13 protein-coding genes are annotated in these 15955 nt (G+C 71.2%); 9 read left to right on the top strand and 4 right to left on the bottom strand.

Annotated elements, in window-relative coordinates; all coding sequences use genetic code 11:
- The first annotated feature begins 75 nt into the window (after window positions 1-75).
- Window positions 76-1206 carry a hypothetical protein gene (locus ACIQV3_RS33290; RefSeq protein WP_403719076.1) on the top strand — a complete coding sequence of 377 codons (1131 nt, stop codon included), beginning with the start codon at window positions 76-78 and terminating at the stop codon, window positions 1204-1206.
- Window positions 1207-1220: 14 nt separating this feature from the next.
- Window positions 1221-2549 carry a hypothetical protein gene (locus ACIQV3_RS33295; protein ID WP_403718955.1) on the top strand — a complete coding sequence of 443 codons (1329 nt, stop codon included), beginning with the start codon at window positions 1221-1223 and terminating at the stop codon, window positions 2547-2549.
- A gap of 91 nt (window positions 2550-2640) precedes the next feature.
- Here the strand turns inward: ACIQV3_RS33295 and ACIQV3_RS33300 are convergent, their stop codons facing one another.
- Window positions 2641-4137 carry a peptide MFS transporter gene (locus tag ACIQV3_RS33300; RefSeq protein ID WP_403718957.1) on the bottom strand — a complete coding sequence of 499 codons (1497 nt, stop codon included), beginning with the start codon at window positions 4135-4137 and terminating at the stop codon, window positions 2641-2643.
- Between the two features lie 496 nt (window positions 4138-4633).
- On the opposite strand from ACIQV3_RS33300, the gene ACIQV3_RS33305 reads away from it, so the two are divergent.
- Both ACIQV3_RS33305 and ACIQV3_RS33310 read left to right on the top strand, forming a co-directional pair.
- Window positions 4634-5311, top strand: a complete 678-nt coding sequence (locus ACIQV3_RS33305; protein WP_403718960.1) for a response regulator transcription factor — start codon at window positions 4634-4636, stop codon at window positions 5309-5311.
- 91 nt (window positions 5312-5402) lie between these two features.
- Complete coding sequence (locus ACIQV3_RS33310; protein WP_403718964.1) at window positions 5403-6674, top strand: ATP-binding protein; 1272 nt, start codon at window positions 5403-5405, stop codon at window positions 6672-6674.
- Between the two features lie 26 nt (window positions 6675-6700).
- Here ACIQV3_RS33310 and ACIQV3_RS33315 read toward each other — a convergent pair whose 3' ends face one another.
- On the bottom strand, window positions 6701-7258 hold the full coding sequence (locus tag ACIQV3_RS33315; RefSeq protein ID WP_403718966.1) for a GtrA family protein: 558 nt from the start codon (window positions 7256-7258) through the stop codon (window positions 6701-6703).
- Between the two features lie 247 nt (window positions 7259-7505).
- Between ACIQV3_RS33315 and ACIQV3_RS33320 the strand changes: the two genes are divergently transcribed.
- The 4 genes from ACIQV3_RS33320 (at window position 7506) to ACIQV3_RS33335 (ending at window position 11670) form a co-directional block, all read left to right on the top strand.
- Complete coding sequence (locus tag ACIQV3_RS33320) at window positions 7506-8645, top strand: 5-(carboxyamino)imidazole ribonucleotide synthase (RefSeq protein ID WP_403718968.1); 1140 nt, start codon at window positions 7506-7508, stop codon at window positions 8643-8645.
- The gene (gene purE, locus ACIQV3_RS33325) at window positions 8642-9178 is read left to right on the top strand and encodes a 5-(carboxyamino)imidazole ribonucleotide mutase (protein ID WP_403718971.1); all 537 of its coding nucleotides are present in this window, start codon (window positions 8642-8644) and stop codon (window positions 9176-9178) included. The genes ACIQV3_RS33320 and purE overlap by 4 nt, the downstream gene beginning before the upstream one ends.
- Window positions 9175-10386, top strand: coding sequence for a dipeptidase (locus tag ACIQV3_RS33330; RefSeq protein WP_403718974.1), 1212 nt, complete (start codon window positions 9175-9177; stop codon window positions 10384-10386). Before purE ends, ACIQV3_RS33330 begins: the two co-directional genes overlap by 4 nt.
- A gap of 207 nt (window positions 10387-10593) precedes the next feature.
- Complete coding sequence (locus ACIQV3_RS33335; RefSeq protein ID WP_403718977.1) at window positions 10594-11670, top strand: membrane dipeptidase; 1077 nt, start codon at window positions 10594-10596, stop codon at window positions 11668-11670.
- Between the two features lie 7 nt (window positions 11671-11677).
- Here the strand turns inward: ACIQV3_RS33335 and ACIQV3_RS33340 are convergent, their stop codons facing one another.
- Both ACIQV3_RS33340 and ACIQV3_RS33345 read right to left on the bottom strand, forming a co-directional pair.
- Window positions 11678-13009, bottom strand: a complete 1332-nt coding sequence (locus ACIQV3_RS33340; RefSeq protein WP_403718982.1) for a glycosyltransferase 87 family protein — start codon at window positions 13007-13009, stop codon at window positions 11678-11680.
- Window positions 13010-13193: 184 nt separating this feature from the next.
- Complete coding sequence (locus ACIQV3_RS33345) at window positions 13194-14546, bottom strand: UDP-glucose dehydrogenase family protein (protein ID WP_403718985.1); 1353 nt, start codon at window positions 14544-14546, stop codon at window positions 13194-13196.
- 208 nt (window positions 14547-14754) lie between these two features.
- On the opposite strand from ACIQV3_RS33345, the gene ACIQV3_RS33350 reads away from it, so the two are divergent.
- Entirely contained in the window at window positions 14755-15927 is a 1173-nt protein-coding gene (locus tag ACIQV3_RS33350; RefSeq protein WP_403718987.1) for an acyl-CoA dehydrogenase family protein, read from the top strand.
- The last annotated feature ends 28 nt before the right edge of the window (window positions 15928-15955 follow it).

Here is a 15955-nt window from a genome sequence, read left to right on the forward strand (position 1 = left end):
GGGAGACACGGCGGCAAGGTCAGGGCCCTGGTCGCGGCGGGACGCGCGGGGCTGGCCACGGGGTTGGCGGCGGGGCTGGCCGTGTGCGCGCTGGCGCTGTCCGCGGCGGTCCCGGCCGCCGCGGACGACGGGCCCGAACCGGCCGTGGCCCTCTCGCTCAAGGAGGCCGCCAAGGGCACGCAGATGGCCGTCACCGGAACGGGCTGGCGGGCCAAGACCATGGTGATGCTGCTGGTCTGCGGACAGAACATGATCGGCGGCACCAACAGCTGCGCCAACGCCGACGGGGTGGCCGTCTCGGTCGCCGACGACGGGCACTTCTCCGCCCAGCTCCCGGTGGTCGCCCCGCCCAAGCCCTGCCCCTGCGTGGTCAACGTGACCTCCGTCAACGGGGACCAGTCCACCGTCGCGGCCCCGCTGAAGATCACCGACCACCCGGTCGCCGACCTGCCCACCGAGGGCGGCACGGCCCGCCTCGCCCTGCTCACCGGGGTCCGGCTCAAGGGCGAGGACGGGGTGCTGACCTGGTTCGGGGCCCCGCCCGGCCGCAAGTTCACGGTCACCGTGGGCAATCTCGGCTCCGCCGCGGTCAAGGACCCGGTCTTCCAGCTCGGCACCGCCCACGGGGTGTTCGCGCCGACCTGGGAGGAGGTCCGCTGGAAGGGCACCATCCCGCCCGGCGGCAAGGCGGAGGTCTCCCTCGACGCCACCCTGACCGCGGGCGCCCACGGGGACTACACCCTCTCCCTCAAGTACGGGGAGACGGTGCTGGCCACGCAGCCCTGGGGCGTGGACCGCCCGTACGGGGTGCTGCTGTTCTGGGGCCTGCTCCTGCTGGTGATCCCGGCCGCCGTCTTCCGCATCGGCATGGCCGTCGTCGACAAGGTCCGCCCCCGTACGGGTCTCCCGGCGGTCGGGGGCCGCCACCGCGGCCACCGGCCGGACCCGGCGGCGGTGACGGCCCGGCTGCCGCGGATCCCGGCGGTACGGGGACCCGCGCGCGGCCCCGTACGAGGACCGCTGGCCCGCTCCGCCCCGGCGGCCGAACCCCCGCAGACCACCACGGCGGTACTGCCGTGGTTCACCCCGGACAGCGCGCCGGGGACAGCAGCACCATCCGACGCACCACAGGCAGCACAGGCAGCACAGGCACCACAGGCGTCCGCACCGTCTGAGAACAGTCCGACGACGAAAGGAACCTTGTGAACACCCAACGGAGGATGAGCGCGGCCGCGGTCGCGCTGCTTCTCGGCGGCGCGGGCGTGGTGATGGTGGCCGCGGCCCCGGCCGGCGCGGCCGAGATTTCGTTCCAGACCGTGTGCGATCCGCCGATCGGGGCGAACATCGAGGGGACGACCAAGGCCGAGGTCACCGTGACGCCCGCCGAGGCCAAGGTGGGCGATGAGGTGGAGGTGGTCTGGAAGACCACCAAGGCGGCTTCGGACAACCCCGGCTACACGGATCTGGCGCCGAACTCGGTGACCCCGTCCGGAGTGATCAAGCTGGGCGGGGACGCCACCGGCGACCTGCCGGTGCAGGGCAAGGCGGAGAACCCGGCGATCCCCAAGAACTCACCGATGGTGGTCACTCCCATGAAGGCGAAGCTCAAGCTGACGAAGGCCGGCACGGTCACCCTGACCCCGGCCTCGTACAAGATCAACGTGCTGAGCACGGACACCGTGTGCACGGCCAAGGCGGGGACGACCGTCCCGGTCGGGGCCACGATCAAGGTGACGGGCGCGGGCAACCCGAACCCGACGCCCACCACCGCGCCCCCCACCAGCCAGCCCCCCACCACGGCTCCGCCGACGAGCCAGCCGCCCACCAGCCAGCCGCCGACGAGCCAGCCTCCCAGCAGCCAGCCGCCCAGCAGCCCCGCGCCCTCCCCGTCCGGTGGGGGCCAGACCGACTTCCCCGGCCAGACCGTGGACGTCACCTTCGACTGCGGGTCCTTCATCCAGGGAGGCCCGCTCAAGGGCAAGGTGACGATCAACGCGAAGAAGAACGGCGGCACCTACGACCTGATCGCCACCACCGCCAAGGGCGTGATGAACAGTCCCATGGACCTCCCGGCGGGAGCGCTCCAGCCCGCGCTGGACATCAAGCTCGGCGGCGCCGACAGCGGCATCGTCAAGGTCAGCGGCCCGGGCAACCCCGAGCCGATCAAGGGCGGCGCGCCGGTCAGCCTCAGTGACATGAAGGGCACCTACAAGCCCGGAAAGACCGGCAAGACCACGCTGACCCCGGACAAGCTGACGATCAACGTGGTCATGGCCCCGGGCGCCGCCCCGATCGTGGTGCCCTGCGTGGCGAAGTCCAGCGCGGTGTCGCTCACGCTCGACACCGCCGCCCAGCCGGGCGGCTCGGGCACCTCCGGTTCCTCCGGCTCCTCCGGCACCTCGGGCAGCACCTCGGGCGGCCTCGCCGAGACCGGAGCCTCGGACGACGGCGGCATCAAGGCCCTGGCCCTGGTCGCCGGCACGGTGATGCTCCTCGGCGCGGCCGTCTTCACCTTCACCCCGTGGCGCCGCCTGCGCGGCCGACCGTAACGGCCCGCCCGCGACAACGGAACGGTCCGGCACACCTTGCGGTGTGCCGGACCGTTCCGTTGTCGGGCCGTTCGCCCTGTCGGGGGGTGCGTCAGTGCACGCCGCCCATGAGGGGCTGGACCTTCTTGCGGTACATGTAGATCGCGATACCGGCGAGCACCGCCAGCGCGCCCTGGCTGGCGAACCAGCCCTGGGTGTCCGTCGGGGCGCCGAGCAGCTGGAGCAGCGCGATCGTCGAGTCACCGGCGGTGACCGCGAGGAAGAAGACACCCATCATCTGGGAGGCGTACTTCTGCGGCGCCAGCTTGGTGGTCAGCGACAGGCCGACGGGGGAGAGCGTGAGCTCACCGACGGTCTGGATGAAGTACACGCCGACCAGCCACATCGGGCTGACCTTCGTGTCGCCGGTGGCCAGGCCCTGGGCCATCATCATGACGCCGAAGGAGACGCCGATCATGACCAGCGCGAAGGAGAACTTCGCGAGGGTGGTGGGCTCCTTGGAACGACGGGCCAGCGCCACCCACAGCATCGCGAAGAGGGGCGCGAGCGCCATCACGAACAGCGGGTTGAGCGACTGGAACCAGCTCTCCGGGAAGTTGAAGCCGAACAGCGTGCTGTCCGTGCTGTCCTTCGCGAACAGGGCCAGCGTGGAGCCGGTCTGGTCGTAGATCGCCCAGAAGATCGCGGCGGCGGCGAAGAACCAGACGTACGCCGACATGCGCGAGCGCTCGACGTCCGAGAGGTCCTTGTCGCGCTTGATGCGCAGGATCGCCCAGGCGGGGAGGACCAGACCGGCGATGGTCAGCGGCCACAGCGCGTAGTTGATCGTGAAGATGCCGGCCAGGCCGATGACCGCGTAGGCGGCGGCGGCGACGCCGAGCCAGATCAGGCCCTTCTTGAGGACGGAGGACTTCTCGGCGGCGCTCAGCGGGCTCGGAACCGTGTTGGAGACCGGGTTCAGGTGGCGGAAGCCGAAGAAGTAGAAGGCGAGGCCCAGGGCCATGCCGACACCGGCCATGGCGAAGCCGAGGTGCCAGTTGACCTCCTGGCCGACGTAGCCGATCGTCAGCGGGGCGACGAAGGCACCGAGGTTGATGCCCATGTAGAAGATCGTGAAGCCACCGTCACGGCGGGGGTCGTTCTTGTCCGTGTACAGCTGGCCGACCATCGTGGAGATGTTGGCCTTGAGCACGCCGGAACCGGCGGCGATGAGCGCCAGGCCGATGAAGAACGAGATGGACGAGGGCACCGCCAGCAGGAAGTGACCGGTCATGATCACGACACCGGCGACCGCCACGGCCTTGCGGGCGCCCCACACGCGGTCGCCGAGCCAGCCGCCCGGGAGGGCGAGGAGGTAGACCATCGCGTTGTAGACGGAGTAGATCGCGACCGCGGTCGCGTCGTTCATCCCGAGACCACCGTCGGCGACGTTGGTGGCCAGGAAGAGCACGAGCAGTGCGCGCATGCCGTAGAAGCTGTAGCGCTCCCACATCTCCGTCATGAAGAGGAAGGCGAGGCCGCTGGGGTGTCCGAGGAAGGTCTTCTCGGTCGAGGTACCGGCCGAGTCCTTCGTCAGGCTGGAAGCCATGGTCGATCCTTGCTTGCTCGGGACGCGCGGCTTCGTGAGCTCAACGGCGCCCGGTGAGGGGTGGCCGGTACCGGCTTCGGGTGCTCCGGACCCCACGCCCGGGGGTCTCGCTCCGCGGGGGCGAAGACGAAGGAACATCCGCAACCGGGATCCACGCCCCGTCGCGCTCCATCGCGCGAAGGGCCCGGCCCATAGGTCATTCACTGTCATCTGCTGCCCGGAACGGGCGGTGCGACAACAATGCCTGCCCGATCGGGGCAGAAATAGAGACTTTCGGCCGGTTTTCGCTCGAAAGTCTCTTGGAGGTAGTGCATCAGGCGTCTCGACACCATACGACACGACAGTGCCGCATATGAAAGTACTTGAGATATGGATCACAGGTAGCAGTGGAACCAAGTGGGTACATTCGAAGGCTGTGAGTAGCCCACGAGGTCAGATATAGAGGGGTCCACAAGCGGGCCTCTTCTTTACCCCGCCGCGGACTACCATCACCCACATGACGCGTGTACTGCTCGCCGAGGACGACGCATCCATCTCGGAACCCCTGGCCCGCGCCCTGCGCCGGGAAGGGTACGAGGTCGAGGTCCGGGAGGACGGCCCCACCGCCCTGGACGCGGGACTGCAGGGCGGCATCGACCTCGTCGTCCTGGACCTGGGACTGCCGGGCATGGACGGGCTGGAGGTCGCCCGCCGGCTGCGCGCCGAGGGCCACGGGTTCCCGATCCTGGTCCTCACCGCCCGCGCCGACGAGGTCGACACGGTCGTGGGCCTGGACGCCGGCGCCGACGACTACGTGACCAAGCCCTTCCGGCTCGCCGAGCTGCTCGCCCGCGTGCGGGCCCTGCTGCGGCGCGGCGCCACCGAGGCCTCCCAGCCCCCGGCCACCCACGGGGTGCGGATCGACGTCGAATCGCACCGCGCGTGGATGGGCGAGGAGGAGCTCCAGCTCACCGCGAAGGAGTTCGACCTGCTGCGGGTCCTCGTCCGCGACGCGGGCCGGGTCGTCACCCGCGACCAGCTCATGCGCGAGGTCTGGGACACCACCTGGTGGTCCTCCACCAAGACCCTCGACATGCACATCTCCTGGCTCCGCAAGAAGCTGGGCGACGACGCGGCCAACCCCCGGTACATCGCCACCGTCCGCGGGGTCGGCTTCCGCTTCGAGAAGAGCTGATCGCACCTTCGAGAAGAGCTGATCGCACCTTCGAGTAGAGCCGGAACGACCCGGGACCGTATATCTGGATATCTAGGGCATCCTCGGAGTCATGCGCCGCCGCCTGATCAACTCCACGCTCGCCGTGGTGCTCGTCGTCATCGCCGTCTTCGGGGTCTCCCTCGTCATCGTCGAGACCCGCACCATCACCAGCAGCGCCCAGGACCGCATCGAGTCCGAGGCGCTGCGGCTGGTGGGCATCGTCGAGAGCGACGTCCTGGAGAAGAAACAGGTCGACCCCGGCGCGCTGGCCGAACAGCTCGACTCCGGCCGGTACGCCCGGATCACGATCCCGGGCCGGGAGCCGATCGAGATCGGCACGCGCATCACCGAGAGCGTGATCCGGGGCACCGCCCTCGGGGAGCAGGGCGAGACCGTGGTCGTCGAAGAGCCGCGCTCCACCGTCACCCGCGAGGTGGGCCGGACCCTGGCCGTGGTCGGCGCCGTCGCCCTGCTGGCCGTCGTGGCGGCGGTCCTGCTCGCCGTACGCCAGGCCAACCGGCTGGCCTCCCCGCTGACCGACCTCGCCGAGACGGCCGAGCGCCTCGGATCGGGCGATCCGCGCCCCCGCCACAAGCGGTACGGGGTCCCCGAGCTGGACCGGGTCGCGGACGTACTGGACTCCAGTGCCGAGCGGATCGGCCGCATGCTCACCGCCGAGCGGCGGCTGGCCGCGGACGCCTCGCACCAGCTGCGCACCCCGCTCACGGCCCTGTCGATGCGGCTGGAGGAGATCACGGTCACCGACGACCTGGAGACCGTGCGGGAGGAGGCGACGATCGCCCTCACCCAGGTGGAACGGCTCACGGACGTGGTCCAGCGGCTGCTGACGAACTCCAGGGACCCGCGCACGGGCTCCGCCGTCCCCTTCGACCTGGACGAGGTCGTCAAACAGCAGCTGGAGGAGTGGCGCCCCGCCTACCGCAGCGCCGGCCGGGCCGTCGTCCGCTCCGGGAAGACCGGCATCCGCGCCGTGGGCACCCCCGGGGCGGTCTCGCAGGTCCTGGCGACGCTGGTGGAGAACTCCCTCATGCACGGGGGCGGCACCGTGGCGCTGCGCACCCGCGTGATCGGCAACCAGGCCGTACTGGAGGTCACGGACGAGGGACCGGGCGTGCCGGCGGACCTCGGCAACCGGATCTTCGAGCGGGCCATCAGCGGCCGCAACTCCACCGGCATCGGCCTCGCCGTGGCCCGGGACCTCGCGGAGGCCGACGGCGGCCGCCTGGAGCTGCTCCAGGCCCGGCCGCCGGTGTTCGCCCTGTTCCTGAGCCGGACCGCGCCCGCGCCCGCGACCTCGGAGCCGGAGCAGACGGTCCGCTGAGGGCGGCGTGGGTGGCCGGAGGGGCCTCAGTTGGCCGCGGCCTCCGGGGTCCGGGTCACCGGGGCGGCCTGCGCGTCCGCCGCGGTCGCGGACTGGCCGTCACGCTGCTCGACGACCAGCGAGGCCGCGGGCGGCGCCGGCAGGGCCTTGAAGACCCAGGTGCGGTAGGACCAGAAGCGGAACACGGTGGCGATGCCGATGCCGGTGAACTTGAAGAAGTTCGAGGCGAGCGGCCCGTCCCAGTGGAAGCCGTAGGTGGCCGTGAAGAGGATGCCGTTCTCGATCACCAGCCCGATCGCGCTGAACGCGACGAACAGCCCGAGCTCACGGGTGCGGCCCGCTCCGGTCCGGTCGGCCCGGTCCCGGTAGGCGAAGTAGCGGAAGCCCAGGTAGTTCGTGACGATGGCCACCAGAGTGGCTATCACGCTCGCGCGCACCACCTGGAGGTCGGTGACCTGCCGGATCAGGTTGAAGACGCCCAGATTGACCAGGACCCCCAGCCCGCCGACGGCCCCGAACCTGGCGATCTCGCGCGCGAGACCGCGCGCGCGGCCGAGGACGGATCCGTTCTCCGGCTTGCTCATATGAGGCTCAGTCCTGTCTTCGGGGCCCCCGTATGAGGCGTCACACGTTTACGTCGCGGGTTCGACCCGTGCGCGCCCATGCTAAGTGTCGCCCCATCGGTACGTCTGCGCCTTCGGAGACCGTGCGACACACGGCACACCCGCCGCACGCCCGCCGCACACCCGCCGCGCGCGAGCGGCGGGTGTGCGGCCAGGGCCGTCCCCGGGCGGGTCCGGATGGCGGAATACCGCCGGATATCCTGGAGGAGTGACGTTCCCGGTAGTCGGCATGGTCGGCGGCGGACAGCTCGCCCGCATGACCCACGAGGCGGGTATCCCCCTCGGCATCAGATTCAAGATCCTCAGTGACACCCCACAGGACTCGGCGGCCCAGGTCGTGAGCGACGTCGTCATCGGCGACTATCGCGATCTGGAGACCCTGCGCGCCTTCGCGCGCGGCTGTGACGTGATCACCTTCGACCACGAGCACGTGCCCATCGCGCACCTGCGGGTCCTGGAAGCCGACGGCATCCCCGTCCGCCCAGGGCCCGACGCGCTGGTGCACGCCGCGGACAAGGGGGTGATGCGCGCCAAGCTCGACGCGATCGGCGCGCCCAGCCCCCGCCACCGGATCGTGAGCGATCCGGCGGACGCGGCCGCCTTCGCCGAAGAGGTCGGCGGGTTCCCCGTCATCCTCAAGACGGTGCGCGGCGGGTACGACGGAAAGGGCGTGTGGTTCGTCCGTACGCCGGCGGACGCCGAGGCCCCCTTCAAGGCGGGCGTCCCGGTCCTGGCCGAGGAGAAGGTGGACTTCGTCCGCGAGCTCGCGGCCAACATCGTCCGCTCCCCGCACGGCCAGGCCGTGTCCTACCCCGTCGTGGAGTCCATCCAGGTCGACGGCGTCTGCGACACGGTCATCGCCCCCGCCCCGAACCTCTCGGAGGCCCTGGCCGGCGAGGCCCAGGCCCTGGCCCTGCGCATCGCCAAGGAACTCGACGTGACCGGCCACCTGGCCGTGGAGCTCTTCGAGACCTCCGACGGCCGGATCCTGGTCAACGAACTGGCCATGCGCCCGCACAACAGCGGGCACTGGACGATGGACGGCGCCGTCACCTCCCAGTTCGCGAACCACGTGCGGGCCGTCCTGGACCTCCCCCTCGGCGACCCGCGCCCCCGCGCCCGCTGGACGGTCATGGCCAACGTGCTCGGCGGGGACTACCCCGACATGTACGCGGCGTACCTGCACTGCATGGCCCACGACCCCCAGCTGAAGATCCACATGTACGGCAAGGACGTGAAACCGGGCCGCAAGGTCGGCCACGTCAACACCTACGGCGACGATCTGGACGATGTGCTGGAGCGCGCACGTCACGCAGCCGGCTACCTCAGAGGATCCATCACCGAATGAGCACCTCCGCAACAGCTCCCGTCATCGGCATCGTCATGGGTTCGGACTCCGACTGGCCCGTCATGGAGGCCGCGGCCCAGGCCCTCGACGAGTTCGAGATCCCCTACGAGGTCGACGTCCTGTCCGCCCACCGGATGCCGCGCGAGATGATCGCGTACGGGGAGCGGGCCGCCGGGCGCGGCCTGAAGGGGATCATCGCGGGCGCGGGCGGCGCCGCCCACCTGCCAGGGATGCTCGCCTCCGTCACCCCGCTGCCGGTCATCGGCGTGCCCGTCCCGCTGAAGTACCTCGACGGCATGGACTCCCTGATGTCGATCGTCCAGATGCCGGCCGGGATCCCCGTCGCCACCGTCTCGATCGGCGGCGCCCGCAACGCCGGACTGCTCGCCGTGCGGATCCTGGCCGCGCACGACCCGGAGCTGCTGGGCCGGGTCAACGACTTCCTCCAGGACCTCAACGACCAGGCCACCGAGAAGGGCAAGCGGCTGCGTACGAAGGTCGCGGGCCAGGACTCCTTCGGATTCGGCAAGTGACCCCCGTCGACGCCGCAGGGGCCGCGGACGCGTCCCGGTACCTGGACGCGGCGCGCGAACTGCTCGCCGAGCACCCGGTCGTCGACGGGCACAACGACCTGCCCTGGGCCCTGCGCGAGACCGTGCGCTACGACTTGGACCGGCGCGACATCGGCCGCGACCAGAAGGGCCACCTGCACACCGACATCCCCCGGCTGCGCGCCGGCGGGGTCGGCGCGCAGTTCTGGTCGGTCTACGTGCGCTCCGACTACGCCGGGGACGACGCGGTCAGCGCCACCCTGGAGCAGATCGACGCCGTCGCCCAGCTGATCGACCGCTACCCGCGCGACCTGGTGCGGGCGCTGACGGCCGACGACATGGAGGCGGCGCGCGCGGAGGGCCGGATCGCCTCGCTGATGGGCGCCGAGGGCGGGCACTCCATCAACAACTCGCTCGCCACCCTGCGCGCCCTGCACCAGCTCGGCGTGCGGTACATGACGCTCACGCACAACGACACCATCGACTGGGCGGATTCGGCGACCGACGAGCCCCGGCACGGGGGCCTGAGCGACTTCGGCCGCGAGGTCGTCCGCGAGATGAACCGGATCGGCATGCTCGTCGACCTCTCGCACGTCGCCGCGACCACGATGCGCGACGCGCTCGCGGTCACGGCCGCGCCGGTGGTCTTCTCGCACTCCTCGGCCCGCGCCGTCTGCGACCACGTGCGCAACGTCCCCGACGAGGTACTGGCGCTGCTGCCGGCCAACGGCGGGATCGCGATGGCCACCTTCGTGCCCAAGTTCATCCTCCCGGCAGCCGTCGAGTGGACCCTGGCGGCCGACGAGAACCTGCGCGCGCACGGCCACCACCACCTCGACACCACCCCGGCGGCGATGGCCCTGCACCGGGCCTTCGAGGAGTCGCGCCCGCGCCCGGTGGCCACGGCCGCCACGGTCGCCGACCACCTCGACCACATGCGCGAGGTGGCCGGCGTCGACCACATCGGCATCGGCGGGGACTACGACGGCACCGCCTTCACCCCGGCCGGGCTGGACGACGTGGCCGGGTACCCCAACCTGGTCGCCGAACTGCTGGCACGCCGCTGGTCGAAGGCCGACCTGGCCAAGCTGACCTGGTCGAACGCGGTACGGACGCTGCGCGACGCCGAAGCGGTGGCGCGCGAGCAGTCGGCCTCCCGGGGCCCGTCCAACGCGGTGCTCCAGGGGTGAGGCCGAGGAGCCCCGCCGGTTCCTGACCGGCCCGCCCGGCGGATCCGGCGTACGGGCCGTGACCAGCGCACACCTGCGCCGGTTACACCCGAACGCCACATCCGCCGGGCGCCTCCGGCGTCCCACATGTCACGGTGGCAACATCTTCCCTGCTTCTCTCCCGCTGCTTTTCGCAACGACACAGCCGCCGAGACCGGAGCGCACGCCATGTCCGACCTGCAGGACGAACCGCACACGAACCCGGTGACCCCCGTGGGCCCCGGTTCCCTAGGAGCCGAGGATCCCACCGGCACGTTGCTCCCGGGCGCCCTGGACCGCGCCGCCGCACTGCTTTGCGTCCATCCCGTCGCGGATGGCAGCAACACCCTCGTCTGGACCCTTCGGACGAGTCCGTACCACGACATCGAGACCTCGGACGCGGGCGTCGACACCGACATCCCGCGGCTGCGCGCCGGGGGAGTGGGCGCCCAGTTCTGGTCGCTGCTCACGCCGCGCGAGGCCGCGGCCACCGACCAGGTGGTGTCCGACACCCTCGAACAGATCGACGCGGCACTGGCCCTGATGCGCCGGTACCCCGACAGCCTCTGCCTCGCGCTGACCGCCGACGACCTCGCGGACGCCCGCAACCGGGGCCGCATCGCCTCCTTCCTCGGCCCGGTGCCCGGGCGCACCCTGACGGACTCGCTGGGCGCGCTGCGCGCCTTCCACGCGCTGGGCGTACGGATCCTCGCGCCGGCCGGGGCCCCCTGGGCGATGGAGGGACTGACCTCCTTCGGCCACGAGGTGGTCAAGGAGATGAACCGGCTGGCGATGCTGCTGGACCTCAGAGGCTGCCCGCCCGCACCGGCCTGCCAGCTCGCCGCGGCCTCCAAGGCACCGGTGATCATCTCGCACACCGGGGCGGCCGCCCTCAATCCGCACCCGGACAACGTGACCGACGAGGTGCTGCTCGCGCTGCGCGCGGCGAACGGCCTGGCGATGGTCGGCTTCGACACCGAGCTCACCGGGGACTCGCTGCACGCGGTCGCGGACCACGTGGACCACGTACGAGCCGTCGCGGGCCCCCACTGCGTGGGCCTGGGCGCCGGCTTCGGCGCCGAGCCGGGCATCTCCCGGCCGGCGGGGCTCACGGACCCCTCGGGCTATCCGCGGCTGATCGCGGAACTGCTGGAGCGGGGCTGGCCGGAGACCGACCTCGCCCTGCTCACCTGGGGCAACGCCCAGCGGGTGGTGCGCGACGCGGAGTTCACGTCCCGCGCGGCCCAGCGCCGCAGGGCCTCCTGAGCGGAAGTCAGACGCGCGCCGGCAGCTCGGAGCCGGCCTTGGGCGCCGGGGCCGCCACGGTCCCGGTGTTCGCGTTTCCGTTTCCGTTCCCGGTGCCGTTCCCGGTGCCGTTCCCGGTTTCGGGGAGGGGGCTCACGCTCGCCCGCCACAGGAGCAGGCAGGACCAGACGGCGGCCCAGGCCAGCAGGCCGTTGCGGAGCACCAGGAGGAACGTGCCGATGCCGCTGCCCGCGAGGATCTGCGAGACGTAGGTCAGCGGGTAGATCACGGTGGTGACCGCGGTCGCGGCCACGATCAGCCAGGCCACCGGCCGCTGCGTGGTGTGCTTGCAGGTCAGGCAGACGGCCGCGAGACCGACCAGCCACATCAGGTACTGCGGGCTGAGCACGCGGCTGGTGATGGTGAAGACGAGGATGGCGCACAGCCCGGCGTCCAGCGGGGTCGCGGTCGTCCAGCGCCGCGCCTTGATCCGCCACAGCAGCAGCCATGCGAACCCGACGAGCGTGAGGCCGACGGAGAGCATGGCGACGCTGGAGACGTACGGGCCGACGTACTCGTAGGCCCCGTAGCGGACTTCGGACTTCCCGGACCAGGCGCCGACGAGCTTGCCGAACATCAGGGCGGAGCCGCCGAGGGACTCGACCTGGATGCCGCGGTTGCCCTGGTTGCCCAGGAAGCCGAGGGTGTCGCGGAAGAACAGCGCGAGCACGGCGAGCAGGACGGCCCCGGCCGCCACGGCCGACAGGACGGCGTCGCGGGTGGTGCGGCCGCGCGGGGTGCCGATCAGCGTGAGCAGGGGCCAGACCTTGACCATGGCGCCGATTCCGGCGAGGACCCCGCCGAGCTTGCGGCGGAAGCGCAGGCACAGCAGCGAGCCGACGGCGAGCAGGGTGACCTGGAGGTCGTAGCGCGCGAAGGGCAGCGACAGCAGCAGCGGCAGCGTGGTCAGCCACAGCACGGCGCCGGCCATGCTGCCGTCGGAGCGGCGGGCGGCGCGGACCAGGCCGACGGTGATCAGCGCGTCGCAGATCACCGTCAGGGCGACGAAGGCCTCGAAGTAGCTGAGGAAGGGAAGCAGGTCGGGCGACAGGAAGATCGCCGCCGCGGCCGGCGGGTACTGCCACATGACGTCGCCGTGCGGCATGGTCCCCGTCACGAGGACGTTGTACCAGTTGTTGTAGGTGACGGTGATCTCCGCGCGGACCGAGGAGGTGCCGTGCAGGTTCACCACCAGAAGGACCACCATCAGGGTCCTGGTGGCCAGCCAGAAGCCCGCCATGGCCAGGCGGCCGGCGCGCCCCCGGAGTGCGGAGTCGATGGTCGTGCTCGTACTGGTCATCGGGCGTGAGTCTAGCGATCCATCCCGCGTGGCCCCGGCTGCTCCCGCCAACGATCCGGTGACGAGATGCGAAACCACTCATTCCGCAACGAAGCAGATCAAGGCCCGCGCCGGGGCGTACGCCGGGCCGGACGCGGGCCGGACGCGGGGCCGACGACGCGTCAGGCGCCGGGCCGACGACGCGTCAGGCGCGGGGCCGGCCCATCGCGCGGTACGTCCAGCCGGCCGCGCGCCACAGGGCGGGGTCGAGGGCGTTGCGGCCGTCGAGGACGAGCCGGTCGGTGACCACCTCGCCGAGGGCGGCGGGGTCCAGGTCGCGGAACTCCCGCCATTCGGTGAGGTGCAGGACGACCTCGGCGCCGCGGGCGGCGTCCAGGGCGGTGTCGGCGTACCCGAGGGTGGGGAAGACGCGGCGGGCGTTGTCCATGCCCTTGGGGTCGTAGACGGTGACCTGCCCGCCCTGGAGGTGGATCTGGCCGGCCACGTTCAGCGCGGGGGAGTCGCGGACGTCGTCGGAGTCGGGCTTGAAGGTGGCGCCCAGGACGGCGACCCGCTTGCCGAGGAAGGAGCCGCCGACGGCCTCGCGGGCCAGCTCGACCATGTGGCCGCGGCGCCGCATGTTGATGGAGTCGACCTCGCGCAGGAAGGTCAGGGCCTGGTCGGCGCCGAGCTCGCCGGCCCGCGCCATGAAGGCGCGGATGTCCTTGGGCAGACAGCCGCCGCCGAAACCGATGCCGGCGCGCAGGAACTTCTTCCCGATGCGCTCGTCGTGGCCGATGGCCTCGGCCAGCTTCACCACGTCGCCGCCGGCGGCCTCGCACACCTCGGCCATGGCGTTGATGAAGGAGATCTTCGTGGCGAGGAAGGAGTTGGCGGCGGTCTTGACGAGTTCGGCGGTGGGGAAGTCGGTGACGACCAGCGGGGTGCCCTCGCCCATGGGGATCGCGTAGACCTCCCGCAGGACCTTCTCGGCGCGCTCGCCCCGTTCGCCGTCGATCCCGATGACGATCCGGTCCGGGTGCAGGGTGTCCTGGACGGCGAAGCCCTCGCGCAGGAACTCCGGGTTCCAGGCGAGCTCGATCTCCTCGCCGGCCGGGGCGAGCGCGGTCAGCTTCGCGGCGAGCCGCTCGGCCGAGCCCACGGGCACGGTGGATTTGCCGACGACCAGGGCGGGCCGGGTCAGGTGCGGGGCGAGCGATTCCACGGCGGAGTCGACGTAACTCATGTCGCAGGCGTACTCGCCGTGCTTCTGCGGGGTGTTCACGCAGACGAAGTGGACGTCGCCGAAGGCGCCGGCCTCCTCGTAGGAGGTGGTGAAGCGCAGCCGGCCCGTGGAGCCCGGCAGTCCGGCCACGTGCGCGGCCAGCAGTTCCTCCAGCCCCGGCTCGTACATGGGGACGCGGCCGGCGGCGAGCATGGCGATCTTCTCCGGCACCACGTCCAGTCCGAGCACCTCGAACCCCAGCTCCGCCATCGCCGCGGCGTGCGTGGCGCCGAGGTATCCGGTGCCGATCACAGTGATCTTGAGGGGGGCCATGCGTGCTCCTGGAGGTGCGGGGCCGTATGCGGCAACCGAGCATAGTCGGGCCGATGGCCGGGGATGCATTCCGGCGTCCGCCACCGGGCAGCCACCCCGCTGTCACGCAACTCACGCCCGACGCCCGTGTCGCGGTCGGCGGGCGGACACTAAGCTTGGGCTACTTAACGGTAGTTAACACCACGCACCACCTGGGGAGTGAGAGATCTTGGCGGGTTCTGCCGACTTCGACCTGTACCGCCCGGCCGAGGAGCACGACATGCTCCGCGAGTCCGTCCGCGCGCTCGCCGAGGCGAAGATCATGCCCTTCGCCGCCGCGGTCGACGAGGAGTCCCGTTTCCCGCAGGAGGCCCTGGACGCCCTCGTCGCCAGCGACCTGCACGCCGTCCACGTGCCCGAGTCCTACGGCGGCGCGGGCGCCGACGCCCTGGCCACCGTGATCGTGATCGAGGAGGTGGCCCGCGTCTGCGCGTCCTCCTCCCTCATCCCGGCGGTCAACAAGCTCGGCTCGCTCCCGGTGATCCTCTCCGGCTCCGAGGAGCTCAAGGTCAAGTACCTCGGCCCGCTGGCCAAGGGCGACGCGATGTTCTCGTACGCCCTCTCCGAGCCCGACGCGGGCTCCGACGCGGCCGGCATGAAGACCCGCGCGGTGCGCGACGGCGACTTCTGGGTGCTCAACGGCGTCAAGCGCTGGATCACCAACGCCGGCGTCTCCGAGTACTACACGGTCATGGCCGTCACCGACCCGGAGAAGCGCTCCAAGGGCATCTCGGCCTTCGTGGTCGAGAAGTCCGACGAGGGCGTCTCCTTCGGCGCCCCGGAGAAGAAGCTCGGGATCAAGGGCTCGCCGACGCGCGAGGTCTACCTCGACAACGTCCGCATCCCCGCCGACCGCATGATCGGCGCCGAGGGCACCGGATTCGCCACCGCGATGAAGACCCTCGACCACACCCGCATCACCATCGCCGCCCAGGCGCTGGGCATCGCCCAGGGCGCCCTGGACTACGCCAAGGGCTACGTCCAGGAGCGCAAGCAGTTCGGCAAGCCGATCGGCGACTTCCAGGGCGTGCAGTTCATGCTCGCGGACATGGCCATGAAGATCGAGGCCGCCCGCCAGCTGACGTACTCGGCCGCGGCCCGCTCGGAGCGCGTCTCCGGCGGCGGCCCGCACGAGGACCTCACCTTCTTCGGCGCCGCGGCCAAGTGCTTCGCCTCCGACGTGGCGATGGAGGTCACCACGGACGCGGTCCAGCTCCTCGGTGGCTACGGCTACACCCGGGACTACCCGGTGGAGCGCATGATGCGCGACGCGAAGATCACTCAGATCTACGAAGGAACGAACCAGATCCAGCGGATCGTCATGGCCCGCAACCTGCCGTAGCGGCCGGTCCCCGACCGCGTGAACCCGC

Origin of the sequence: Streptomyces sp. NPDC099050 (genome assembly GCF_044759865.1) — a bacterium.
Classification (GTDB): domain Bacteria; phylum Actinomycetota; class Actinomycetes; order Streptomycetales; family Streptomycetaceae; genus Streptomyces.

What these genes read in the sequence shown, in the direction of transcription:
- ACIQV3_RS33295 (WP_403718955.1), top strand. Translation starts at nt 1,221, where the DNA reads ATGAGCGCGGCCGCGGTCGCGCTGCTTCTCGGCGGCGCGGGCGTGGTG.
- ACIQV3_RS33300 (WP_403718957.1), bottom strand. Translation starts at nt 4,137, where the DNA reads ATGGCTTCCAGCCTGACGAAGGACTCGGCCGGTACCTCGACCGAGAAG.
- ACIQV3_RS33305 (WP_403718960.1), top strand. Translation starts at nt 4,634, where the DNA reads ATGACGCGTGTACTGCTCGCCGAGGACGACGCATCCATCTCGGAACCC.
- ACIQV3_RS33310 (WP_403718964.1), top strand. Translation starts at nt 5,403, where the DNA reads ATGCGCCGCCGCCTGATCAACTCCACGCTCGCCGTGGTGCTCGTCGTC.
- ACIQV3_RS33315 (WP_403718966.1), bottom strand. Translation starts at nt 7,258, where the DNA reads ATGAGCAAGCCGGAGAACGGATCCGTCCTCGGCCGCGCGCGCGGTCTC.
- purE (WP_403718971.1), top strand. Translation starts at nt 8,642, where the DNA reads ATGAGCACCTCCGCAACAGCTCCCGTCATCGGCATCGTCATGGGTTCG.
- ACIQV3_RS33335 (WP_403718977.1), top strand. Translation starts at nt 10,594, where the DNA reads ATGTCCGACCTGCAGGACGAACCGCACACGAACCCGGTGACCCCCGTG.
- ACIQV3_RS33340 (WP_403718982.1), bottom strand. Translation starts at nt 13,009, where the DNA reads ATGACCAGTACGAGCACGACCATCGACTCCGCACTCCGGGGGCGCGCC.
- ACIQV3_RS33345 (WP_403718985.1), bottom strand. Translation starts at nt 14,546, where the DNA reads ATGGCCCCCCTCAAGATCACTGTGATCGGCACCGGATACCTCGGCGCC.